General features: G+C 56.8%; 19 protein-coding genes. 9 read left to right on the top strand and 10 right to left on the bottom strand.

The window, feature by feature from the left end; genetic code table 11:
• Positions 1–83: 83 nt before the first annotated feature.
• Positions 84–989, bottom strand: coding sequence for a 4-hydroxybenzoate solanesyltransferase (locus tag H6F59_RS02350; RefSeq protein WP_313887087.1), 906 nt, complete (start codon positions 987–989; stop codon positions 84–86).
• A 66-nt stretch (positions 990–1,055) separates the two neighbouring features.
• Positions 1,056–2,021, bottom strand: coding sequence for an RsmB/NOP family class I SAM-dependent RNA methyltransferase (locus tag H6F59_RS02355; protein WP_190694809.1), 966 nt, complete (start codon positions 2,019–2,021; stop codon positions 1,056–1,058).
• Between the two features lie 618 nt (positions 2,022–2,639).
• Between H6F59_RS02355 and H6F59_RS02360 the strand changes: the two genes are divergently transcribed.
• From H6F59_RS02360 to H6F59_RS02370, 3 genes are all read left to right on the top strand, one after another.
• Positions 2,640–2,819, top strand: coding sequence for a hypothetical protein (locus tag H6F59_RS02360; RefSeq protein WP_190694811.1), 180 nt, complete (start codon positions 2,640–2,642; stop codon positions 2,817–2,819).
• A 213-nt stretch (positions 2,820–3,032) separates the two neighbouring features.
• Complete coding sequence (locus H6F59_RS02365) at positions 3,033–3,920, top strand: methylated-DNA--[protein]-cysteine S-methyltransferase (protein ID WP_199325520.1); 888 nt, start codon at positions 3,033–3,035, stop codon at positions 3,918–3,920.
• The gene (locus H6F59_RS02370; RefSeq protein WP_190694813.1) at positions 3,920–4,819 is read left to right on the top strand and encodes a DMT family transporter; all 900 of its coding nucleotides are present in this window, start codon (positions 3,920–3,922) and stop codon (positions 4,817–4,819) included. Before H6F59_RS02365 ends, H6F59_RS02370 begins: the two co-directional genes overlap by 1 nt.
• A gap of 37 nt (positions 4,820–4,856) precedes the next feature.
• Here H6F59_RS02370 and psb29 read toward each other — a convergent pair whose 3' ends face one another.
• On the bottom strand, positions 4,857–5,606 hold the full coding sequence (gene psb29 / locus H6F59_RS02375; RefSeq protein WP_190694815.1) for a photosystem II biogenesis protein Psp29: 750 nt from the start codon (positions 5,604–5,606) through the stop codon (positions 4,857–4,859).
• Between the two features lie 87 nt (positions 5,607–5,693).
• Positions 5,694–6,692 (bottom strand): glycosyltransferase, encoded by a 999-nt coding sequence (locus tag H6F59_RS02380; RefSeq protein ID WP_190694817.1) that lies wholly within the window; start codon positions 6,690–6,692, stop codon positions 5,694–5,696.
• Between the two features lie 266 nt (positions 6,693–6,958).
• Between H6F59_RS02380 and H6F59_RS02385 the strand changes: the two genes are divergently transcribed.
• Positions 6,959–8,038, top strand: coding sequence for an SDR family oxidoreductase (locus H6F59_RS02385; RefSeq protein WP_190694819.1), 1,080 nt, complete (start codon positions 6,959–6,961; stop codon positions 8,036–8,038).
• 21 nt (positions 8,039–8,059) lie between these two features.
• Here H6F59_RS02385 and H6F59_RS02390 read toward each other — a convergent pair whose 3' ends face one another.
• A complete protein-coding gene (locus H6F59_RS02390) occupies positions 8,060–8,965 on the bottom strand; it encodes a LysR family transcriptional regulator (protein ID WP_190694820.1) in 906 nt (301 codons plus the stop codon).
• A gap of 308 nt (positions 8,966–9,273) precedes the next feature.
• On the opposite strand from H6F59_RS02390, the gene H6F59_RS02395 reads away from it, so the two are divergent.
• Positions 9,274–9,561 (top strand): hypothetical protein, encoded by a 288-nt coding sequence (locus H6F59_RS02395; protein WP_190694822.1) that lies wholly within the window; start codon positions 9,274–9,276, stop codon positions 9,559–9,561.
• A 129-nt stretch (positions 9,562–9,690) separates the two neighbouring features.
• Here the strand turns inward: H6F59_RS02395 and H6F59_RS02400 are convergent, their stop codons facing one another.
• The 4 genes from H6F59_RS02400 to H6F59_RS02415 form a co-directional block, all read right to left on the bottom strand.
• Positions 9,691–12,711, bottom strand: coding sequence for an EAL domain-containing protein (locus H6F59_RS02400; RefSeq protein ID WP_190694824.1), 3,021 nt, complete (start codon positions 12,709–12,711; stop codon positions 9,691–9,693).
• On the bottom strand, positions 12,692–13,426 hold the full coding sequence (locus H6F59_RS02405; protein ID WP_199325522.1) for a FecR domain-containing protein: 735 nt from the start codon (positions 13,424–13,426) through the stop codon (positions 12,692–12,694). Before H6F59_RS02405 ends, H6F59_RS02400 begins: the two co-directional genes overlap by 20 nt.
• Positions 13,427–13,805: 379 nt before the next feature.
• Entirely contained in the window at positions 13,806–14,543 is a 738-nt protein-coding gene (locus H6F59_RS02410) for a type 1 glutamine amidotransferase (RefSeq protein ID WP_190694827.1), read from the bottom strand.
• A 282-nt stretch (positions 14,544–14,825) separates the two neighbouring features.
• Entirely contained in the window at positions 14,826–15,395 is a 570-nt protein-coding gene (locus tag H6F59_RS02415; protein ID WP_199308666.1) for a hypothetical protein, read from the bottom strand.
• Between the two features lie 300 nt (positions 15,396–15,695).
• On the opposite strand from H6F59_RS02415, the gene glnT reads away from it, so the two are divergent.
• The 4 genes from glnT (at position 15,696) to H6F59_RS02435 (ending at position 21,157) form a co-directional block, all read left to right on the top strand.
• Complete coding sequence (glnT, locus tag H6F59_RS02420) at positions 15,696–17,021, top strand: type III glutamate--ammonia ligase (RefSeq protein ID WP_190694829.1); 1,326 nt, start codon at positions 15,696–15,698, stop codon at positions 17,019–17,021.
• 555 nt (positions 17,022–17,576) lie between these two features.
• Entirely contained in the window at positions 17,577–17,864 is a 288-nt protein-coding gene (locus tag H6F59_RS02425; protein ID WP_190694831.1) for a YkvA family protein, read from the top strand.
• A gap of 200 nt (positions 17,865–18,064) precedes the next feature.
• Positions 18,065–19,933, top strand: coding sequence for an ATP-dependent zinc metalloprotease FtsH (gene ftsH, locus H6F59_RS02430; RefSeq protein WP_190694833.1), 1,869 nt, complete (start codon positions 18,065–18,067; stop codon positions 19,931–19,933).
• Between the two features lie 171 nt (positions 19,934–20,104).
• A complete protein-coding gene (locus H6F59_RS02435; protein ID WP_313887088.1) occupies positions 20,105–21,157 on the top strand; it encodes an aromatic ring-hydroxylating dioxygenase subunit alpha in 1,053 nt (350 codons plus the stop codon).
• A gap of 53 nt (positions 21,158–21,210) precedes the next feature.
• Here H6F59_RS02435 and H6F59_RS26660 read toward each other — a convergent pair whose 3' ends face one another.
• On the bottom strand, positions 21,211–22,122 hold the full coding sequence (locus H6F59_RS26660) for a septal ring lytic transglycosylase RlpA family protein (protein ID WP_277882368.1): 912 nt from the start codon (positions 22,120–22,122) through the stop codon (positions 21,211–21,213).
• Positions 22,123–23,156: the final 1,034 nt, after the last annotated feature.

The raw sequence follows: 23,156 nt of genomic DNA on the forward strand, positions 1-23,156 counted from the left end.
AATTGCATTCTTAGAGTAACTATTGTAGCCCTGACGGGGGAGTGGGAGAGTAAGGGAGTGGGAGGGTGAGGGGTGGGGAATGGTTACAGCAGAGAGCCTAGGATCATACCGATGAGAAGAACAAAGCCGAGTTGGACATTCTGCCTAAAAATCTGCCCGTAGAGGTTGAGCGGTGGCTTGTAGCGGCTGAGCAGGTAAGACTGGCGCGACCACATGATTAGCGCAGCGGCCAGCCCCAGCCAGTAGGGAAACGCTAGAAACAGCAGCAGGCCTAGCCAAATCAAGAGCAGCCATGCGCCGAAGAAGCAGAAGCCGATGAACTGGGGGGTGTAGTCGCCAAAGAATAGGGCAGCGGAGTTAACGCCCAAGCGGCGATCGTCGTCGCGATCGGGGATGGCGTAAACGGTATCGAAGCTTAGAGTCCACAGCACCACGGCCAGCCAGAGAATCCAGACTGGTAAGTCTAGATTGTTGGTGACTGCCGCCCAGGGAATCAGCACCGCAAACCCCCAAGCGAGAGACAGCACCAGCTGCGGCACCGGAAACACGCGCTTTGCCAGGGGATAGAGCAAGATGAACGGCACAGCTAGCACGCATAGCCAGAAGCTGAGGGCGTTGAGATATAGCGACAGGCCGTAGGCGCAGAGGAGGGACACCAACAGCACCCCGATGCCCACTTGCACGGACAAGTCGCGGGCGGCAAGAGGGCGGGTGCGGGTGCGCGCGACATGGGGATCAATGTTGCGATCCCACAGGTCGTTGACGACACAGCCAGCGGCACTAGTAGCCAAGGTGCCCAGAATAATGACGCCAACCAAAGGCAGGGGAGGGTTACCCTCGGCGGCCAGCACCACCGACCACAGGGCCGGAATCATCAAAATTAGTCGCCCGGTAGGCTTATCCCAGCGCAGCAGGCGAATAATGGCATCTAGGGTAGAGGGTTCGGGACGGGTGGAAGGACTCGCCATAGTCGCCAACGATGAGTGCATAGGTACACCTTCAGCATAGCGGCCCTTGAGCTTGGCCCAAAGCGTTGGCAGCAGGGCACAGCAGGGTTAAGGCGATCGCTCTACGCTGTAGATTTGCATGCCCTTGGCGGTTAGAAAGTCCAGATTGATAGCCTCTGTTGAGGTTGCTTTGTTGCGCAGCAAAGCTGTGAAGCCACCTGCCCCTAACCCCGACTGGGGCCAAAGGCGATAGCAGGGAAAGGCGGCCAGGGGTGAGGCATGGTCAGCCAAAACGGGGACGTCTACTGCCTCAAACTGAGGAAACTTTTTGATCAGCCAGTCCACGACCTGCTCGTTCTCTTCAGGGGAGAAGGTGCAGGTCATGTAGGCTAGGTAGCCGCCACCTGCCACGGTTTGGGCAGCACTGGCCAAAATTCGCTTTTGGCGACTGGCGTTTTTCTTGATGTTGACGGGGTGAAAACAGCCTAGGGCCTGATCGCCTTTGGCTAGGAGTGACTGGCCGCTGCACGGAGCATCGGCCACCACTACTGAGGCGGTGCGAGAGAGTTGTTCGGCAAAGGTTTGAGGGTCGAGGTTAAACACCAGCGCGTCTGTCAACCCGCAGCGTTTGAGATTAGAAATCAAGATTCTGACCCGCTTGCGAATGACTTCGTTGCACCAGAGATGATCGGGCATTAAGGCTTTCCAAGCCAGCATGCTCTTCCCCCCTGGGGCGGCGCAGAGATCGAGCACTGACTCTGTTGGGGTGGCGATTGCGCTAAACACCCCTGCCGAGAATACCGAAGCCATATCTAAGCAATAGTAGGCTCCATCTTGGTGAAGAGCGTGCTGACCAGGGCGCTGATCCCCGCTGAGGCGATCGCACCAGGCGGGCTGCCAGGGTAGGGGTGGTGCGATCGCAAAGGGCACCACCTCTGGCCGGGGTTGCATCCACACAACGGCGGTGGGAAACGGCTGAGGGTTGACTAGGGCCTCTACAAAGGCAGCGCGATCGCGCTCCTCAGCAAATAGCCGACGGCTCAGTTTTAGCAGCAGGTTAGTCGGTTCGCCCATAGGGCAGGATTATGCCACAGCCTGTGGGTCAACTCTAGAGATATAGCAATGAGCCAGGAGTATTGCTCCTCAAGTTTTGACCTTAAGTTAATTAATCGTTAACTCAATTTATATCTAAAGAACGACGGGGTTTTAAGAGGGTAATATTCAACCCAACTAAATAGTATTTATGGTCACATTAGCAACTGAGTTTTCAAACATAGATCTAGTGAACTCACTATCTTCTCCGTTGGTCAACAGGGATATTACCCCTGTTTGAACTGATCCCTAGCAAGTTTACGTTCGTTAAAGTTTTAAGAAACGTTCATTCACATAATTGTGACTGTGCTCAACACAAACATGAAGACAATATAAAGGACGTTTAGCAATTGCAGGAGCTATATCCTTGTAAGCGTCAGAGGTTTGGGCCTTACGGTAGATGATCCCCATTTTTTCAAGAGTAAAAATGTAGAGGTTAGATACAGCTTTTAGGAAGCCACTATGAAATCAGCGCAGTGCCAGGTGTCATCTTGTAGCCGCTGCCGTTTTTATTCTCCGGAAGGTCGACGGGGAGGACAGTGCAGTCAACTCGGCGTACCTGTAGAAAGCCGGTGGTCACCGTGTTCCTTAGCTGTACCCGTGTTTACATCGCCGCTGGTGACGATGAAACCCCTGGACTTTTTGCCTCAGCCCTTAGATTTAGGCTTTGCCGAAGTTTCCCGCGAGGCGGCGCGATTAGAGGCATCCTTGGAGGCTCCTACTGTGGAGAGGTATTCAGAAGACGCTCTTCGACCTGCCCCTGCCCGAGTTCGGCGCTAGATAAACTGCGGTTAGCTCCCAAAATTTCTGAGAAATTATCCCACCTTTTTGCACGGACAACTAAAGTACCTAGGCAGCTATGTCTCATGGGCGCTAAAGCTCTCACTTTGCGGTGGGTAGGTGAGGGGCAAAGGCTGGGGTAGCGTTTGAGGCCGCAAGAAACGGGTGGTTTGGACTAGGGGCGATCGGTAGATTGGGAATTGTAGTTGACCTATGGCTGCGAAACCCATGAATCCTGTGGTGGAACCTGCAACCTACGACAATGAAACCTACAGGCAGATAGCTGAGGCGATCGCATTTCTGCGCCAGCACCATCTCGACCAGCCCGATCTGGCCGCCGTAGCCCGCCATGTGCACCTCAGCGAATACCACTTTCAGCGCCTGTTTACTCGATGGGCGGGCATTAGCCCAAAGCGGTTTTTGCAGAACCTGACGGTGGACTATGCCAAGGCCAAGATTGCTGAAACCAAAAGCCTGATGGATCTGACTGGGGATGTGGGTCTGTCAAGTCCAAGCCGTTTGCACGATCTGTTTGTCAGCCTAGAGGCCGTGTCGCCGGGTGAGTTTAAGTCCGGAGGGGCGGGCCTGAAAATTTGCTACGGCATCCACGCTACTCCGTTTGGGCTGTGTTTGCTAGCCAAGACCGCACGGGGCATCTGCAATCTGCACTTTTTAGAGACACCAGATCAGGCGATGGCGGAGCATCTATTGCAGGCGGAGTGGCCCAGAGCAACCCTGGTGGACGACCAGCCTGGAACGGCGGAAGAGTGCCATCGCATCTTCACCCCAGACCCCGATCGCCCTTTAGCGCTCGCAGTCAAAGGCACCAACTTTCAGATTCAGGTGTGGCGGGCGCTTTTGCAGATTCCTCCAGGTGGGCTAACGACATACCAGGGCTTGGCAGAGGCGATCGGTCGGCCTACAGCGGCGCGAGCGGTGGGCAATGCCATTGGACAGAACCCGGTAGGGTATCTCATTCCCTGTCACCGGGTGATTCGAGCCTCGGGTGAGTGGGGTGGCTACCGCTGGGGGCCAGCGCGCAAGACGTTGCTGTTGGGCTGGGAAGCGGGACAGACCCAGGCCTTCCCCCAGGAGGCGTAATGCGAAAAATCAATCTTGCCGAGCTTTTGCTGCTGGCGGCACTGTGGGGTGGCTCGTTTCTGTTTATGCGAGTGGCGGTGCCGGTGTTGGGTCCGCTATGGCTGATCGAGATTCGCGTAGTGCTGGCCGGTTGTGCCTTGCTGCCGGTGGTCGTACACCTCAATCTGTGGCCAGAACTGCGCCAACGCTGGCGAGCCCTTCTGGTGATAGGCAGCATTAATTCTGCGATCCCCTTTGTGCTGCTGGCCTTTGCTTCCCTGTCGCTACCAGCTGGGTTAACCTCCACTTTAAATAGCACAGCGCCGTTGTTTGGCACGGTTGTGGCCGCGGTTTGGCTCCAGGAAGCCCTTACCCTCACCCGGTGGATTGGCTTCGGGCTGGGCTTTGTTGGGGTCGTGATTTTGGTAGGTTGGCAACCGATTATGGCGACGCCAGGGTTTGGATGGGCGGTGGCGGCAGGGTTAGTTGCGGCTTTTATGTATGCGATCGCAGCTCCCTACATCCGGCAAAATTTGGCTGGAGTCTCGCCCTGGACCATCACCGCCGGTAGTTTATGGGGAGCCGCCCTGGCTTTGCTACCGGCCCTACCCTTTACCGTGCCGCACCAACTGCCTACGCCAACCGTTGTCGCTGCGGTGGTGGCTCTGGCGCTGCTTTCTACAGCCTGCGCCTATCTACTCTACTTTCGGCTGATTCAAAACGTTGGCTCTACCAAGGCATTAACTGTGGGGTATCTAATTCCCATGTTTGCCGTGCTTTGGGGTGCTGTGCTGCTAGCAGAGCCCGTTACCGAATCGATGGCGGTGGGGGGCAGCTTGATTTTGCCGGGCACCGCGATCGCCAACGACCTGTTCAACCCCGGACAAAAAAGAGCCCAGACTCCACAGAGAGAAGTCTAGGCCTGGGGTTCTAGGCTAAGTTTTCCAACACGGTGGCCTACTCCGCCGATCCAGATTCGCCTGCGTCGGGGACAGTGGCTACGGGCTCGACAATGCCTGCGGCTTCGGCTTCGGCAGCTTTTTTGCGGTCTTCACGCTTTTTGCGATCGGCGGCCAGCATGTCTTTCATCACTTCCTGGGCCTGGGCAAATTTCTCCATGTTGCTGCGGTAGAGTTCGACGTCTTTTAGCAGCTTATCGTTAGAGATATTGAGCTTGCCCGCCAGGTCTTTAAACAGGGTCTCGACGACTGCTTTATCTTTGAGGTCTTCGGCGGGGGTTACGGCTTCTACCAGGGTGTAGAGCCCGATGCCAAAGGGGCGGCTGTACTTGAATTTTTCTCGGTTGGCGACCGAAGCCAAGGTGCCGCGCAGGCCATCGCCGCCATCGCCGAGGTGCTCAAACTGCCCCTTCAGATCGTCTAAGGACATGCCGTTGACGGAGGACCTTACGGCCTCAGCATCGCCGCGATAGTGCTCGGGGGTGCTGTTGATGGAGCGGCACAGGGCGTTGAAGATGGTAGCTTTGTCGCTCTCGGGCTCGTAACCGACCATAAAGCGATCGAAGGTAGTGACGATGCCCAGTGCATAGATGGGGTCGTAGGCAAAGTCAACGTTGACGGAGAGCAGGTGCATCTCTACCATCAGCTCGTCTACCACGCGCCGGTAGATAGAGTTAATAGGGCGAGTGTGGTGGGTATAAAAGTCGCGCTTGGCGTCAGATACCGTGCGTACGGGTGCGTTGTTCACAGCCTAGGGTTCAAAATATTACAGTTCTTATATTCTATTGTCTCGCGGGACTGTGCCTTTGCCAACCTACCCAGCCAAAGCTGGGGATCAACGGCCTTGGAGCTTTTTGCGAACTTTGGCGGTGGTGCGTTGTAGCCAGAGGCGGGCTAGACGAGGTTTGGTGAGGTCAGAAATATCCCCAGAATGCTTGGCTCGATAGTCGAAGAAGTGGTTGATTTCGGCCAGAATCACCTCTAGCCGAGGCAGCAGAGCCGGGGCGCGGTAGGGTTCTAGGTCTGTGGGGGTCATGGCTAGGGGAGTGGGCGTTTGCAGGGCCGCGAGGATGCGATCGCAGTCGTACCCCGTCGAATGCACCCCAATTTTGTAGCAGTTAAACCCCGGATCTAAGTAATCGGCCAGCGCTCCGTTGACGCTAGTGAACACCTGACAACCACAGGCCATCGCCTCCATGGGGGGCAGGCCAAACCCCTCGCTCACCCGGCTCAGCGCCCAGTATTCTGCCGAGTCGTAGAGAAAGATTTTGCTGCGGTTAAACAGAATCGAGAGATCGTCGACAAACCCAGTCAGTGTCACCAGATTGCAGCGAGACTCCAAGGCTGGAACCAGCTGGTTGAGCAGATAATCTGACGACTTGCGCACCTGCACCAACACGTCAATATCCCTAGACTGCTGTTGATTGGTGAACTCAGGTGAAATGTGGTTGGGTAGATAAAAAACTAGCCCGTTGGGCCGCTTTTGCCCCCAGTAGCCCATAGAGTTGCGGCTGACGGTGATGATTGGAATATCCCCTGGGAGGGTGAACCCGTAGCCGCTGCTGTGGGCGTGATAGACCACCGAGTAGCCTCGTAGCCGCTTGACTAGCCGAGGAATGTGGAACCCCCAGCTAACTACAAAAATGCTGTTGTCGAGGTTGGGCTGCTGGAGCAGGTCATCCAAAAACAGCGTGTCATCCTCGCGCTGGTCGTAGGTGACCACCTCGGCGGAGCAGACCTGCTGGGCTAGCTTGAGGGTCTTGAGCTCAGCAAACAGCCCTCCGCAGTGGAAGCGCTTGCCGGTGCCAGGAACCAGAAAGTAGAGGTGACGCATGGATGTTTTACAAGTTGACTAGTAATTTTACAAGTGGATTAGTCACTTTAATCGGGTTTCAGCTAACTCAACCACGTTTAAGATGGAGACATTTTTTAGCTGTTGCCTCAGCTCCGATCGCCCTAAAAATCGAACGTGCCAAAAGAATTCAGGGACAGGTGGGTGATGAAAAAACTGGCCCATTGGTTGAGGCAGTTTTGCCCTAGGAAAGAGTTTGGCATTGGCTTGCACCGCCTACAGTGAAAGCCACACTGGAGGGTGGAAACATGTCGATTAACCATTTGGGATTGCTGGGCTTGGTCGCGATCGCCCTGCTAACGATCGTTCTCTGGCTAGGTCGCCGGTGGCGCGAACAGCAGTATGACCTGCGCGGCAAGACCATTTTGATCACCGGGGGCTCCCGGGGGCTGGGTCTGGTCATGGCCCGCCAGCTGGTAGCGGCCGGGGCTCGACTGGCCATTTGTGCGCGGGATGAAGCTGAACTAGAGCGGGCAAAAACCGAACTGGTGCAGCAGGGCGGGGAGATTTTGACTCTGATCTGTGATGTCACTCACCAGACCCAGGTCGAGCAGATGGTGCAGCAGGTCAACGAGCACTTTGGGGCGATCGACATTCTGATCAACAACGCGGGCACTGACATCGTGGGGCCGTTAGAAAATCTGACCATGCAGGACTACGACGATCTGATGCAACTCCATTTCTGGGCACCGCTCTACACCACCCAAGCGGTGCTGCCGGGGATGCGCGATCGCAGAGCTGGTCGCATCGTCAATATTTCGTCTGTCGGAGGCAAAGTGGCGTCGCCGCACATGGTGGCCTACTGCGCCAGCAAGTTTGCCTTAACGGGGTTGTCGGCTGGCCTGCACATCGAACTGGCCCAAGCCGGCATTGTCGTCACTACGGTCTGTCCCGGTTTGATCTATACGGGCGTTAACGATCACGCCCTGTTTAAAGGACAGCGCAGCAAAGAGTACACCTGGTTCAGCATTAGCGAGTCGCTACCGATCATCTCTGCCAGCCCAGAAAAGGTAGCTCGAACTGCCATTGCCGGAATGCGTCGGGGGGCAGCCGAAGTGGTGGTGCCGCTGCCAATTCTGCTCATGGCCCGGTTCTACGGCCTGTTTCCAGGGTTCATGACTAGTTTGCTGAGCTGGGGAAGTAGGCTGCTGCCGGGACCCATTGCAGGCGGTGAAAAGCGGGCCTTTGGCCGAGACAGCCACTCGCTTTGGGCACCATCCTGGCTGACCTATCTAAGCGATCGCGCCGCGCGGCGCAACAATGAACTGCCCGTCCAGGAGCCGAAGTCGGCCCCCGAGGCCGAACCAGTGGGTAGCAGGGAGCAATAGCCCAATGGCCAAGCCGTGGCGCTAAACAGCTTTGATGCGGCTAAATTCGCCCACTTCCCGCAGGGCGTCTAAAAAGGCATAGAGCGCAGGGGTGTGCAGGGCGTCTTTCAAGATGGTGGCTCCTATCGGCCGAGAAATTGGGAAGGGCATAGAGACAATCTGCACATCAGGGGGCACCGGCTCGGCGGCAAGGCGGGGCAAAATGGCAATGCCCAAGCCCTGCTGCACCATGGCCACCATCGACGAGTCGTGGCGAATGCAGTAGGCAATTTCTAAAGGATGCTCTTGGGCACCCAGCACGGTGCGAATGCGCAGGCCACAGCTGCTGTGGCTAGAGCCAATGATCGGCATTTGGCGCATGTCATCGACGGTAAGCTTTCCGGTTTTGGGGCAATAGCCGGGGGGCAGCAGGGCCACGTAGTCGTCGTCAAAGATGTGCAGGGTTTCAACATCGTCGTCAACGATGGTTTCAGCAACGCAGATGTCAACTTCGCCCTTAAACAGCGCCTGCTTCAGCTGGTGCACTTCATCCATTTCGTGGACGCTGATGGCGATGGTGGGGTAGCGGCGGTGCAATCGGGCGATCGCCCCGGGCAGCACATGAGTCGCAACGCTGCGAAAAGAGGCAATGCGCAAATTGCCCCCCTGTACGCCCCGGGCCTGGTTGGCCTCGCTGCCAATGGTGTCGAGCAGGCTCAGCACATCGCGGGCGTGGGCGGTAACGCGATCGCCCACGCTCGTCAGTCGTGCCCCATGGCGGCCCCGCTTCAGAAGAGTGACGCCCAGCTCGTCTTCTAGGGTGGCAATGGCGTGGCTAATAGTGGACTGGGTGACATCGAGCTTGAGGGCCGCTTCGCTGAAGTTGCCGCACTCGGCGATCGTCACCAGTGCCCGCAGTTGTGACAGCTTGATTTTGTTGAGGTTCATGGCGGCTCCAAGCACCTAAACGCCTATTCCAAGGCTAAGGGCAGAGGCTTGAGCTGGCCTATCGATTTTTTGCATAGCACCCATTCACGTCATGCTTTGTTACAAGCTGACGCCCCGAATACATTAGATACATCAGCAGCGGTAGCGCTTGGGGTGAGATGCCTCCACTCCCAGGAATGGAACCCTGACCGTTAACTCAGCCTTTGCATTCTGATCCTTTGCATTTGCGCTCAGCCCCTCTAGGGCTGACAGAGGCTTTTGGTCAGCCGTGCAACTGCCCGCTGTAATTCCCTTAGCCAAGAAATGCCATGAACACCACTACTCGTAACTCTAATTCTGAGCTCAACCGGCAGCGGCAGCGCCTTGAAACCCTGGTGCAGCCGGCCCAACGGCCCCTAGGTGTAGGCCAAGCTCTCAGTACTCTAGGCGATCGCCTGCTCAACTTCTTCACCGGCACCCAAGAGCTGCGCATTTGGCAGAGTACCCGCAATGGTCATCAAGTCTGGTTTGCCCACGACCCAGTCACTAATCGCACTCGCTCGTTTTACTCTGAGCAGGATGTGCGGTACTGGCTCGACAATCGCTACTACGAATAGTCGGCACTATCGCCATCGATAACCATGATGGAATACCCCGACGCAGAAGGTGAGGCGCACTGTAGCCCCCAACCTCCAGGGCAGCAAATCCGAGCTTAGGCCGGCTTTGCTACCCTGTTTGGTATAGGTTCACCAACCGCCCTCCCCGTTGTCGCGGTTGCGTAAATATTGACTGAATTGGCTGACACTCAGCGGGCGGGCAAAGAAGAACCCCTGACCAAATTTGCAGCCTAACTTAGTGAGCGACTCCAGCTGGGGGAACTGCTCAATCCCTTCGGCAATCACTTGAATATTGAGGTGGGCCGCGAGGTGAATGATGGTTTCGACGATGCCGTACTGCTGTGAGCTGTGGTGAATGTTGGCGATGAAGCTGCGATCGATTTTGAGAATATCCACCGGCAGCTGTTGCAGATAGCCAAGGGAGGAGTAACCGGTGCCGAAGTCATCAATGCTGAGGCGAATGCCGCGATCGCGCAGCGTTTGAATGATCGGCACCACTTGCTCAGGATTTTGAATCACGACAGTTTCGGTGATTTCGAGCTTAAGGTTGGCCGCAGGCAGGCCGCTGTCGGCGAGGACGCTGTCAACCTGGGCCAGAAAATCAGGCTGCGCAAACTGAAGCGCCGACAGATTGACGCTGACCACAGCATCGGCGTTGATTAGGCTACGCCGTCGCCAGCGCTGCATTTGGGTGCAGGCTTCTTTGAGCACCCAGGCCCCGATCGCCGCCATCATGCCCGTGTTTTCGGCAATGGCAATAAATTCGTCGGGGAACAGCAGCCCCCGGTCGGGGTGCAGCCAGCGCAGCAGAGCTTCGCACCCCATTAGCTGCTGAGTGTCGAGGTTCATAATCGGCTGGTAATGGAGCTGAAATTCTTGCCGCTCTAGGGCCAGCCTGAGGGCGGTCTCGATCTGGAGCGAGCGACGCACGTCGAGGTGCATGCCCGGCTCGAACAGCGCATAGCCCTGGTTGTTAATTTTGGCCTGGTACATAGCGGTGTCGGCATCGCGCAGCAGCTCGTCAGGGTGCTGGTAGTCGGGGCCGCCCATGACAATGCCAATGCTGGTGTTGGTAAATAGCTGGTGTTCTTGAATGTGCAGCGCTTCGGTAAACCGCTGGCGAATGCGCTCGGCCACGGCGATCGCATCCCCCGCTTGGTCAAGGGTAGTCAGCAGAATGGTGAACTCGTCGCCGCCAAACCGGGCTACTACGTCGGTGGGGCGCACGCACTCTTGCACAATGGTGGCCACCCGCTTCAGCAGCTCATCCCCCACCCAGTGGCCAAAGGAGTCGTTGATCAGCTTGAAGCGATCGCAGTCTAGAAACAGCACTGCGTACAGCCCCGGCTCGGGTAAGCCAAATTGCTCACCCAGGTGGCTCAAAAACTGGCGCCGGTTAGGTAGTCCAGTGAGCGGGTCGTGCAGCGCCTCGTAGGCCAGCTGATGCTGGGCCAGCTGGCGCTCGGCAATCTGCTCATGGAGCGATCGATTGAGCTGCTCTAGCTGCCGCGTACGCACTTCCACCTGAGTTTCTAGGCTGTCGTTGAGCCGCCGCAGTTCGGTCTCCATCTGCTGACGGTAGGTGATGTCCTCGAACAGCACAATGGCTCCCTGCGGCCAATCGGCGGGGGAATTGGCATTGTCAACCAGCGATTCTAGCCGCAGCTCGTACCAGCGATCGCCCCGCTGGCGCAGCTGGTACGGTACGGCTTGACCTCGACAGACCCGCTCCCACAGCTGCTCCCAAGCGTCGCCCTCAAACCAGTCGAGCGGCAGGGCCGAGGCCAAGCGCTCACCCGCCGCTAAATCCAACCATTCGGTGGCCAAGGGGTTGGCAAACCACACGGTGCCATCCGCCGCCGCCGCCACTAACCCTAGGGGCAGGCTGCGGGCAATGGCCGCCTGAATCGCCTGAGATCGCCCCAGTTGTTGAGTCAGCTCGACTAGCTGGGACAGATCCGAGGCACGATCGCCCTGGGGCACCAAGCCAGTCTGATCGAGAGCAGCGGCGGAAGGTGGGGGCTTGGGCAGCAGCACCTCGGGCGAGTGACGACGCTGTAATGCCACCGTCATCTGCCGCAGCCAGCGGGTCTGTCGCAGCCAGTGCTGACCCAGGGTCAGACCGCCCACAGTACTTAGCAGCAGCCCCGGACCCACCACCGGCAACCACAGGTTAGCGCCCATTAGCACTAGGGCAGTTCCCCACCAGCCTGCGACCAAGCCGCCGACCAGCGCCCCCTGCTGCCAAAACGTCCCCTGTCGCCGCTGTAGCTTTAGGCTCAGGGCGAGGGCGAGGGCGATCGCTCCGGACCAGCTTCCGACCAACGGTCTTAACCAGCGCTGGAGCAGCAGGTTATCGATCAAGGCTCCGTGCAGATAGACACCACTAGCAGGTGGCTCAACATTAAAGGGGGTCGCCCAATCGTCGAGGCCTATGGCCGTGGCCCCAATCAGCACAACCTTGCCCTCAAACTTTTGAGGGGACACCCGACCCTCCAGCACATCCACAAAAGAGTAGGTGGGCAGCGCCTTGGTCGGACCGGGCCAGTCAACCCAGAGCGGGCGATCCAGAGGGGGTAGGGAGACGGCCTGCTGGGTCAGGCTGAGGGCTTCTGCGGTGGCAATAGCTAGGGCGGGCCGGTGGCCCACCATCGGCTCAACGCTGTGGATGTAACCGCCCTGGTAGCGCTGCAAAATATGGCCAGTGGCCAAAGCTGCCTCAGTTAGCGTCGGGTTTAGCCCTAGGGGCCGCCCGTCGCGATCCCAGGCAGAGGCTAGGATGACAGCAGAATGAGCGGCGATCGCCTCGGCAAACACCGCATCATCGGGGCTGGGGTCGCTAAACAGCAGGTCGAACACCACCACCTGGGGGCGGCCTTTTTGCAAACCTTGCATCAGCTCAGCGTAGCGGCGACGCGGCCAGGGGAACGCTCCCAACGCATCTAAACTGGGTTCGTCAATGGCAATCAGTACCACCTGGTCAGCCCAGGGCCGCTCCCCCCGCAGCCGGAAGCGCAGCCCATACTCGGCCTGCACCAGGGGCATGAGCAGGCCCAGCTCGCTCAAACTCAGAACCAACAGGCTGGCAGCAGTCAACGTCAGCAGCGATTCTAACCCTCGCCGAAACCGGCTAGAGAAGATAGATCTCATGGACTTCCTGGCGGCCAAGGGGAGTGATCACTACAACCTCAACTCGCAGTCGGGCCGTTGCCACCCGGGTTAGGCGAAATTCACCCTGACGATCGACAAGTTGGGGGGCACCATCGACAAATACAGTATTGACCGGGTCAACCCGACCCGTGAGCGTGACAACGCGAGTGTTTCCCTCAAACGATACGGTGCGCTCGTACTCTAGACCAGGATCATCCCGCAGGGGCACTGGCTGGGTGGGGGGTTCGCCGGGCAAGATTAGGTTTTGGTAGCCCCCATGCACCGGCACCGACGCCCCAACGGCACTGGTTTCTACCGCTCCAGAGAGGGTGGCAATGCCGGTCTTGCCGTCGTCTTGCACACTGACGCCAAACTCCGTCCCCCGTACGCCGCTAATGCCGGCGGGGGTTTCGATCTCAAACTCAGAGCTTTGGTTGGTAAAGCGACGCAATTGAGTACGCACCTGCCCTCGCGACACGCTGAGGTGGGTAATGCGCCCACCATCGGCGGCCGTCTCAAGAGTGCGAATGCGCAGCTCGGTACGCTCTGAAACCTGCAAAGAGCCGAGGTCAGTATCTACGTCTAAAACCGCGGTCGATCGCGACCCTGTCCGCAACCCGTCACCGATCTGACCGAGGCGATCGCCCGCCCGAGCAGGGCTAGCACTACTGGAACGCAGCAGCGTCACCTCTCCCTGTAGCTGTCTCAGCGACATCCCTCTCTCCACTCGAACGGAGATAGCTTGAGTAGCGAATGATACAGATACAACCGCAATAATACTGATTCCAACTAGGGCCAGCTTTCGCCACCACGAGGAACGCGTCTTTGAAGCGGAGGCAATTGGCCGTAGTAGATGATTGATCATGTGTACTTTTTACCATGATCTCTCTTTACATACATTAGCCGACGTAGTAATTCTTGAGGCTTCTTACCCGCTTACGCCGGCATCAGCTCTGGTTTTAGGCTGCTAAAAGACTCAACCTTCACAGTTTCGCTACCGCTTACCGGCCTATCAACTAGCTATACAGGTCGCCGGAAAGCTGTGTAGCAATTGTTGCACCTCTTCCTTCTTCGCAAGGCTCAACCGACGCAAGTTAAATTGGGCTGCTTTGCTGAAGTAATGACCTTGTTTGGGCCGAAGTCACTACCTGGTCATACCAGGCGTTGGCTAGCTTTTCGGTGAACTGGGCCGACTGCACCCAGTGCAACACTAGCTGCTCCCGCAATTGCTCAAACAGGTTGGGATAGTTAGCCTCAATCCATTCGGTGTTAAAGGCAATCCAGTCCATCACTATTTGCGGGGTGACTTCGGGGTGAAACTGTAGGCCATAGATATTGCTGCCGATGCGAAAGGCCTGATTTTTGCAGGCACTGTTAGTGAGGAGCAATTTCGCCCCGACGGGCAGATCAAAGGTGTCGAAGTGCCACTGCATCATCGGCATTCCCGGTGGGTAGTCTTGCAGCCAAGGTTCCTCAGGAGAAGCGGTTGGGAATAGGGGCGTAAAGCCCAGTTCTGGAACCTCGTTTTGATAAACTCGGCTACCAAAAGCACGGGCAATGAGCTGGGCCCCTAGGCAAATGCCCAACACCGGCTTGCCCTGACTATGAAATTCGCGAATCAGCTCTGCAACTCGCGCTAGGTGAGGAAAGTTGTCGTCTTCGCAGGCGTTCATCGGGCCGCCGAGCACAATTAGACCGTCGTAATGGCCATAGGGCGGAGTCGGTCTCTGGGGTACTAACCAGGTGTGCAGCCAGGCTCCTTTGACCTCTAGATATCGGCCTAAAATGCCAACGGGGTCGGCTTCGACATGTTGAACGACCAAAATATCCATAGATGAACCCGGCCTTTGATAGACGCTTGGGGTGAGATCTTGTGCAGCAAGAGTAGCTAAGCTTAACTCAAATGCCCTCTGGGGGCATTTGAGTTAAGCTTGTCATATCAAGTTATCCCAGAATTCTTCGAGGTTGGCAAACAACTCGCTAGCGTTTATGACTTCGTTCTAGGTAGTAGTTTTTGTGGGAAGCAAAGGTGCCCTACGATCGCCAACCGCCGAGTCAGAGTTACTGCTCAGCGGTTGGCGAGAAACTATTTCAGGTAGCCTGCCCCTAGGGGGTTACAGCATGCCGGTGGTGCCATCGGTCCGGTGGGTGTCGTTAACACTGCGGCGATCGTCAACCTGCTGATCTGAGTCACGGCTAACGGTAGACTCTAGCCGGTGCCAGGCATCTTGGCTAGCGTGCTTGGCCTTCTCCCAGCCAAGGCGGCCGTTGTGGCTTTCATAGTCTTTCCGCAGATGGGGTTCAGCCTGGGTAAAGGTCATACCTTGACCAGAGTAGGTGTTGTAGCCCTCATAGCCAGTGCGATAGGCAGGGCTATAGTCGTCGTAGCTGTGGTCAGCCTCCACATATGGCCGATTTTTGTAATTGGTGCGCCAGTAGTCGTCCTCCACGGTGGGATCAACTTTTTCTGCAACGCCTTTACCCGCTAACCCACCAGCTACAGCGCCAACGGCTGCACCAACTACGGCTCCCACAGGGCCACCCACCGCACCACCGACCGCAGTGGCGATCGCGCCTACTCCGGCCGCGCCTACTCCAGTGCCAACGGGGTGTGCTCCAGGCTGCCCAGTGATGGGATCGGGGTTAGTGTCAGGATTGCGATCTAGGTTCTTATCGCTTGCCATGGTGTTAACTTCCGTACTAACAACAATGCTTTGCATGGGCCATCGTTAAATAGCCTCACGCTCTGCATTTAGAACTGTTCACAGATTAGAAATTTCTCAGCTGAAATGCGCCGGCAGGATGGCAGAGATTTATCTATGCAACTGGGGGGAGTTAGCGCCGTTCTGCCAGCCCACACCGGTGCTGTTCTCGGCTGAAGCTGCCCGCGTGAAAAGAACACCACCGACCTCAACCCGTATCTACAATGACAAAAGCGACTTCGTCAGCCTGTTTTACTAAGCTGAAACGTCTGGAGTCGTTCTATGGTCGGCATGCTAACCCAAGCACAGAGCCTAGTAGAAAGGGCCAAGGCCCTCGGCATCAAGTTTTTTCTAGTTTCCTACACCGATTTGTTAGGGGGCACTCGAGCCAAGCTGGTGCCCGCCACTCAAATGGCTGCAGTAGAAAAAGACGGTGCGTTTTTCTGCTCTTTTGCCTCCAACCTGGGCCTGGGGCCGGAGGCCGCAGAAATCGCCGCGGTGCCCGACCCCGACTCGCTAATTCAGCTGCCCTGGGAGCCTACGGTGGGCTGGGTAGCCAGCGATGTGTACTTTGAGGGCGAACCCTTTCCGGCTGCCCCGCGAATGATGCTCAATCGAGTGATCGATCAGGCAGCAGCCCTGGGCTATACCCACAGAACGGGGGTCGAGGCAGAATTCTTTTTGCTGCGCCAGACAGAAAAAGGCTATGAAATTGCTGACCCCAAGGACACTGCCGATCGCCCCTGCTATGACCAGCTCAACCTGATGCGGCAGTTTGACCTGATCTCAACTTTGGTCACCTACATGGAGGACCTGGGCTGGCAGCCCTACCAGTGTGACCACGAAGATGCCAACGGTCAGTTTGAGCTGAACTGGACCTACAGCGATGCGCGGACCACCTGCGATCGCCACGTGTTCTTCAAATACATGGTCAAAACCCTGGCCGAGCAACGCGGGTTCATCGCCACCTTTATGCCCAAGCCCTTTAGTCACATCACCGGCAACGGCGGCCATGTCCACAACAGCCTGTGGCAGGGCGACACCAATGTCTTTGCCAAAGGGGCTGACGAGGGCGGGCTTTCCCCCCTGGGCTACAACTTTTTGGGCGGTGTCTTGGCCCACGGCAAGGGGCTGGCTGCTCTCTGTGCCCCCACAGTCAACTCCTACCGTCGACTGGGGGCCAGCACTACAGCCTCTGGCAGCACCTGGAGCCCCCGCTACATTTCCTACGGCGGCAATAACCGATCGCACCTGATCCGCATTCCCGACAAAGGTCGGTTCGAGTGCCGCATGATCGACGGTGCCGTTAACCTCTACCTCGCCACAGCCGGCCTTCTAGCCGCCGGGCTAGAGGGCATCAAACAGCAGATTGACCCTGGCCAGCGCATCGACGAAAACCTGTTCGCCCGAGGCGACGAGTTCACCAACCTGCAAACCCTGCCTCACAATCTCTACGAAGCGATGGCCGCCCTCAAGCAAGACGCTCTGCTGATGGACATGATGGGAGAACTCGGCGCTAAGACCTTTCTGGAAATGAAAGCGAAGGAATGGAACGCCTTCAATACTCAAATCACCACCTGGGAAATGGATCAGTACGTGAATATTTAGAAGTCCGGTACAACTGAATGGTCGTTCGCTCGGAAAAGGGATCGGCTGAGTAGCCAAGGTCAATGGTGGGCAATGCCCACCCTACGGTTGCTTAGGCTAATCGCAAAGAAAAACAGGCCAATTGGCAGAACAGAGGTTTAAACCGATGAGCGATCGCTCCTTTCCGTGAGGTGAAGGACGACGGAACGTCCTTCTCGTAGGGGTCTGGGGGGACCGAAATCCCCCCAGCGGCAAGCTTGGCTTTTCTCCCCGAAACCCTCTCAATGAGCAGTTAATTAAGTCGTTAATTATTCTTACTGCATTGCTACACAACGCACCCTACGGCTCCTATTTTATAAGAAGAAACCTTATAGCTTGGCGCACGGCTAGCATTCGCAAGGCAGTCAACAGCAGGGGTATAGGGTGCAAGGTATAAGGGCCATTGCTGCACCCTATACCTTAGGTATTAATTCCCTCATCAGTTCGGTCGTCGCCTAGCTGACGGGCGGCTATCCGCCACAGAGATAACCAAGGGTTCCATGGCACCATAAAGCCATCGCACTCAACCTTGGACCCATGAACCCCTCTCCCCAAGCTTTCTACGACTGGTATAAGCGCACCCTCGACAATCCTAAGTATCGCTGGCTTCTGGCCGGTGCCACGCTGTTGTACCTGCTTAGCCCCATTGACATTTCCCCCGACTTCATCCCCATCATCGGCTGGATTGACGATGCCGCGGTGGCCTCTTTGTTCATTGCTGCCATGTCGCAGATTGCACTCTCAGGGTTGAACAACAAACGCTCTGGGCTCCAGGCCGACGCCCCTGATACCGCTCACACCACCGTAGATGTCAACTATGACTAACGAGCGACTGGGCAAAGCTCAATCCGCTGACGAACATCCCTATTAGGGGCATTGCAGTGCAATGCCCCTGCGCCAACTATAGAAATAGCCTTTAACGACGTCTTCAAACCGTTAAAAGCCTAAGGGATGAGACAGTCGTCCATCCCAACAGTCAAAACCGCCAACCATTCGATTGGCTCACTACAAAATTTAAAGTTGCTATGCCTGTAAACAAAAATCCTCAGCCGTCGCGATCGCGCCAAATTGCCAACATCGTCCTGTGGGCCGCTACTGGCCTCCTGCTGCTCAACATTGTGTTCTCGGGGTTCTTCGGCAGCCAAACGGCCCGTGAACCCTACAGCATGTTCATCCATCGGGTGCAAGAGCAAGAGGTATTACGAGCCTCCGTGGGGCAAAACGAAATTCGCTACCAAGTCAAAGATGCCACCACTGGTGAAGCGGGCGATGTCTACAGCACGACGCCCATTTTTGACCTCCAGCTGCCCCAGCTACTCGAAGACAACGGCGTTGAGTTTGCTGCCGTGCCGCCGCCCAAGGGCCAGTGGTTTGGCAGCTTGCTGAGCTGGGTGATTCCACCACTGATCTTTATTGGGGTGTGGCGATTCTTCTTGGCCCGTGGTGGCGGTGGCCCCCAGGGAGCCCTCTCCATTGGCAAAAGCAAAGCCAAGGTTTACGTAGAAGGCGACGCTGGCAAGATTACCTTCGACGACGTGGCCGGGGTCGAAGAAGCCAAGGCTGAACTGGTAGAAGTTGTTGATTTCCTCAAAACCCCCCAGCGCTTTACGGATTTAGGGGCCAAAATTCCCAAGGGCGTCCTGCTGGTTGGCCCGCCAGGAACCGGTAAGACGTTGATGGCTAAAGCCGTCGCGGGTGAAGCAGGCGTACCCTTCTTTAGCATTTCGGGTTCTGAGTTTGTGGAACTATTTGTGGGCGTAGGTTCCTCCCGCGTGCGCGACCTGTTTGAGCAAGCCAAGAAACAGTCTCCCTGCATCATTTTTATTGATGAGCTAGATGCGATCGGTAAATCCCGCTCCAGCAGCAGCTTCTACGGCGGCAACGACGAGCGCGAGCAGACCCTCAACCAGCTGCTCACCGAGATGGATGGCTTTGAGGCCGGCGGCACTACCGTGATTGTGTTAGCCGCCACCAACCGTCCCGAAACCCTTGACCCCGCCCTGCTGCGCCCCGGTCGCTTCGATCGCCAGGTACTAGTCGATCGCCCCGATCTCAAAGGCCGCGAAGCCATCCTTAAAATCCACGCTAAGGATGTGAAGCTGGCTGACACCGTCGATCTCAAAACGACCGCCACCCGCACCCCAGGCTTCGCCGGAGCTGACTTGGCTAACCTGGTCAATGAAGCTGCCCTGCTGGCCGCCCGCCGCGGCAGCACCGTAGTCGAGCAAGAAGACTTTGGCGAGGCGATCGAGCGCGTCGTCGCCGGTCTAGAGAAAAAGAGCCGTGTGCTCAACGAGAAAGAGAAGAAGATCGTCGCCTACCACGAAGTCGGCCACGCCCTGGTCGGCGCTATGATGCCCGGCACCGACGAGGTCGAAAAAATCTCCATCGTGCCGCGCGGTATGGCCGCCCTCGGCTATACCCTGCAACTGCCCACCGAAGACCGCTTTTTGCGCGATGAGGCCGAGCTGAAGGGGCAGATTGCTACTCTGCTGGGCGGGCGATCGGCCGAAGAAATCATCTTCGGCAGCATCACCACCGGAGCATCCAATGATCTTCAACGGGCTACCGACTTGGCTGAGCAGATGGTCACTACCTACGGCATGAGCCAGGTGCTCGGCCCTCTTGCCTACGATCGCGCCCAGCGCAACGCCTTCCTCGATGGCGGCACGCCCAATGCTCGCCGCCCCATCAGCGAAGAAACGGCCAAGGCGATCGACGAAGAGGTGAAAGCCATCGTTGAAGAAGGCCACCAGCGTGCCCTCGACATTCTCAAGCAGAACCGCGAGTTGCTAGAGACCCTAGCTCAGCAGCTGCTAGAGGACGAGGTGATCGAAGGCCCACCCCTGCGCGAACAGCTCAAGCAGGTGCAGGAACCCCAACTGGTTGGTTAAGGGCTATTGAATAGTTGACAATTGCCCCAACCTGGCTTGCACAGGCTGGGGCAATTGCTGTAAAAGCGCAGCTGCGAGACGTGCTCCGAACTGGCCCAAGCTAGACCTTCGCCACTACCAAGCCTCTGCTACAGTATTAATCGCCTCAGTCCCTAACTCTTCAGAAAACCTGTGGTTGCCGTTAACGACATCTACCTGCTGCGCAACATCTGGTACCACGCCATGCCCAGCCACGAGCTGAAGGCGGGTAAGATGGTGGCCAAAACCCTGCTCAACGAGCCAATTCTGTTTGGCCGCACCAACCAGGGCAAAGCCTTTGCCATCCGGGATATTTGCCCTCACCGGGCCGTACCCCTTAGCTGTGGCCGCTTCGACGGCACCGAGGTTGAGTGCTGTTACCACGGCTGGCGCTTTAACGAAAACGGCCAGTGCACCGAGATTCCGTCGTTGATGCCGGACCAGCAGATGGATCTGAGCCGCTTTGACGTGAATTCCTACGAGGTTAAAGAGGTGCAGGGCAACCTGTGGGTTTATGTGAGCGATCGCGATAACCCCCAGCCTCCCCGCTTCGATGTGCCCCGTGTGCCGGGCTTTAGCGATGACGTTCGCCCCAGCGTCACCTACACCATGCGGTTTCCCTGCTACATCGACCATGCTGTGGTGGGACTAATGGATCCGGCTCACTCCCCCTTTGTGCATCGCTCCTGGTGGTGGCGCGGGGCTACCCTCAACGACGAAATCAAGTGGTTTGACCCTTCGCCCTACGGGTTCACCATGCGCAAGCACCGCATGGGCGAGAATATGGGCTACGGCTACTGGTTAATTGGCGGCGTGCCCGACAACGAAATCATCTTTTACCTGCCCGGCGTCCGCACCGAGGAAACCACCACTTCAAAACACCGAGTGGTGAACTTGACCACCGTTACCCCCCTCACCAACGACCAAACCGACGTCACCTTTGAGCTGTACTGGGACCTCCCCTGGGGCAACCTGCTCAAGCCGATTCTGCCCCTGATGATTCGCTCCTTTTTAGGCCAAGACCGCGACGTAGTGATCAAGCAGCAGGAGGGGCTCAAGCATGAGACCGTATTGCGGCTGATTAAAGACTCTGACACCCTCGCCCGGTGGTATTACCAACTCAAAAAAGAGTACCAGCGCTCCCAGACGGAAGACCGCGAGTTTGCCACCCCCGTCAAAACGCAGCTGCTCAAATGGCGAGCCTAAAGTACGTTTGGCTCCACGTCGGGACCCACCTCTCGGTCCAATCTGCCCACACTTTAAGGTAGGGTAGCTACCACATCAGAGCGCCAAGCTTGGGGAACTCCCGGCGCTAGAATTGTTGCCTGATAGGGAATTAACCCGACGTGATCGCTCCCTAGACACCGGGCAGCAGCGTAGGACAGATCGAGGGAGCGATCGCCAATATATGGACCGCGATCGTTGATGCGTACGACCACGCTCTTACCGTTGAGTTGGTTGCGCACCTTGAGAAAGGTGCCAAAGGGCAAGGTCTTGTGGGCCGCTGTCAGGTCGTTCTGATTAAAGGTTTCACCGGTAGCCGTCTGCCGCCCGTGGAAGTAAGGCCCATACCAAGACGCTGTGCCGTTAAACGTCTTGCGGGTTTCACCCAAGCCGTGGGCCACCATTTGCACCTGGCTGGGCTCTAGAGGAGACCCCCCAAAGGCCAGACGCAGGTTGTTGACCCAGGCGGTCGCTTGCAAGGCAGTCTGGCTATGGTTGGATGCACTGACTGAACTAGCCTGAGCTGAGTCTGTCCCAGGCAACACAAACACGGTTTTGCCATCGACCTGCGCGGCGGCTAAAGCCTCGCTTAGTTTAGGGGTTAGCCCGTTGGGGTTGGCCTCTAGTTGAGGCACCGCTTGGCGAATCTGACGGGCAACCTGATCCGCCGCCGGACGAGACGGCACCTGCCCAATCGCTACATTCTTGACCCGAATAGTAAATCCTTTAGCTGGAGCGCTAGCGTTTGCCGCAGCTAGTTTGCCACAGGCAACCGGGGTCGGGGCAATCTGAGTTACCCCGCTGCTAACGTGGGCGTTTGTTCCCTGGCCGACTACGGCCACAGCGGCGGTAGCCCTCCAGAGGCGCCAATCCACAGCCGCCGTCTGCGGCCAACCCAACTGGGGAAACAACTGAAGGGGCTTGTGGATAGCAGATTGTAGATGCAAGGGAGAGTAGGGAGAAGCTCTTAAATCTACCGCAGGCTGACGCTGCCCATGAGCCACTGCATTGGCGTTAGCCGTTTGCAGTACTAAAGGGGCAGGTGGGTTGAACGGATTGAGATAATGCGGTAGAAACGCAGCCCAGAAAAGTCCAAATAACGTCATTTATGCGTGTGCAGAAAGCGACGCCCCGGCTCCGCCAATTTCATCCAGGGATGAAGTCAGCCACAAGCTTGAGCCATGGGCAAAACAAAAAGCCACCTTAGGTGTTGCGCTTGCTCAGCAACTAAGGCAAAAACTGGGTTTTTAAGGCATAAAAGGCCTATTCGCAAGGTTGCGACTAGTTTTTTTAGCCTATCACTTAAAATTTGTATCTGCAATCACACACAAGTAACGTTCTTTAGAGTAAAGAAAAATCTCGCTAACGACAGAGAAGCATTTCTTCCTATAGATGGAGGAGAGCGATCGCGCTCAATCATAAGCACAATGAACAACCCTGCGATCGCAGCAGAGCGTAGATAAATTCACTTAATGCAGTTGAAAAATGCGTTCAAGGTGCGATTCCGGAACAGATTGCTTAGCAACTCGCACCTCAGTCCTCACCTGACAGGGTTTCTGCCATCAGCCCAGTAGCTTTCCGAAGTGGCTTCCCAAAGTAGCAGCCCCATCAAAATGACGCCAACAAAGGGAGTCAGACGGGGCTGGAGACGCAGTTAGGAGGTATCTTGCGTTCAGCATATCCGTGGAATGGTTGAGTAGGGCCTTCCCTTAACAAGTTTTTAAGGCTCATCGGTGGAGCGATCGCCAAGCACAACGAGCAACCGGACCCTCATCTCGGCTTGAGAACTGGGTTAGCTCCAGGCTGACGCAGCTTTACTCCTCCATAAAGCTTCAGTGAAAGCCCGTCCGACCAGGTATCGAATGTAACCTAACGAGTGAAGAATCACACTATGCCCCTCGCAGCGTAGAACGTTCGTTAAAACGAGCTTTCGCCAGCGGGAGAGCAGGGGTTCCATCACTATTCAGGTTCAATTCCAGCT

The organism is Nodosilinea sp. FACHB-141, from assembly GCF_014696135.1.
In the GTDB taxonomy this organism is placed as follows: domain Bacteria; phylum Cyanobacteriota; class Cyanobacteriia; order Phormidesmidales; family Phormidesmidaceae; genus Nodosilinea.

Excerpts from the sequence above, each read along its gene's own strand:
- H6F59_RS02350 (WP_313887087.1), bottom strand. The coding sequence starts at position 989 with ATGCACTCATCGTTGGCGACTATGGCGAGTCCTTCCACCCGTCCCGAA.
- H6F59_RS02355 (WP_190694809.1), bottom strand. The coding sequence starts at position 2,021 with ATGGGCGAACCGACTAACCTGCTGCTAAAACTGAGCCGTCGGCTATTT.
- H6F59_RS02365 (WP_199325520.1), top strand. The coding sequence starts at position 3,033 with ATGGCTGCGAAACCCATGAATCCTGTGGTGGAACCTGCAACCTACGAC.
- H6F59_RS02370 (WP_190694813.1), top strand. The coding sequence starts at position 3,920 with ATGCGAAAAATCAATCTTGCCGAGCTTTTGCTGCTGGCGGCACTGTGG.
- H6F59_RS02380 (WP_190694817.1), bottom strand. The coding sequence starts at position 6,692 with ATGCGTCACCTCTACTTTCTGGTTCCTGGCACCGGCAAGCGCTTCCAC.
- H6F59_RS02385 (WP_190694819.1), top strand. The coding sequence starts at position 6,959 with ATGTCGATTAACCATTTGGGATTGCTGGGCTTGGTCGCGATCGCCCTG.
- H6F59_RS02390 (WP_190694820.1), bottom strand. The coding sequence starts at position 8,965 with ATGAACCTCAACAAAATCAAGCTGTCACAACTGCGGGCACTGGTGACG.
- H6F59_RS02395 (WP_190694822.1), top strand. The coding sequence starts at position 9,274 with ATGAACACCACTACTCGTAACTCTAATTCTGAGCTCAACCGGCAGCGG.
- H6F59_RS02400 (WP_190694824.1), bottom strand. The coding sequence starts at position 12,711 with ATGAGATCTATCTTCTCTAGCCGGTTTCGGCGAGGGTTAGAATCGCTG.
- H6F59_RS02405 (WP_199325522.1), bottom strand. The coding sequence starts at position 13,426 with ATGTCGCTGAGACAGCTACAGGGAGAGGTGACGCTGCTGCGTTCCAGT.
- H6F59_RS02410 (WP_190694827.1), bottom strand. The coding sequence starts at position 14,543 with ATGGATATTTTGGTCGTTCAACATGTCGAAGCCGACCCCGTTGGCATT.
- H6F59_RS02415 (WP_199308666.1), bottom strand. The coding sequence starts at position 15,395 with ATGGCAAGCGATAAGAACCTAGATCGCAATCCTGACACTAACCCCGAT.
- glnT (WP_190694829.1), top strand. The coding sequence starts at position 15,696 with ATGGTCGGCATGCTAACCCAAGCACAGAGCCTAGTAGAAAGGGCCAAG.
- H6F59_RS02425 (WP_190694831.1), top strand. The coding sequence starts at position 17,577 with ATGAACCCCTCTCCCCAAGCTTTCTACGACTGGTATAAGCGCACCCTC.
- ftsH (WP_190694833.1), top strand. The coding sequence starts at position 18,065 with ATGCCTGTAAACAAAAATCCTCAGCCGTCGCGATCGCGCCAAATTGCC.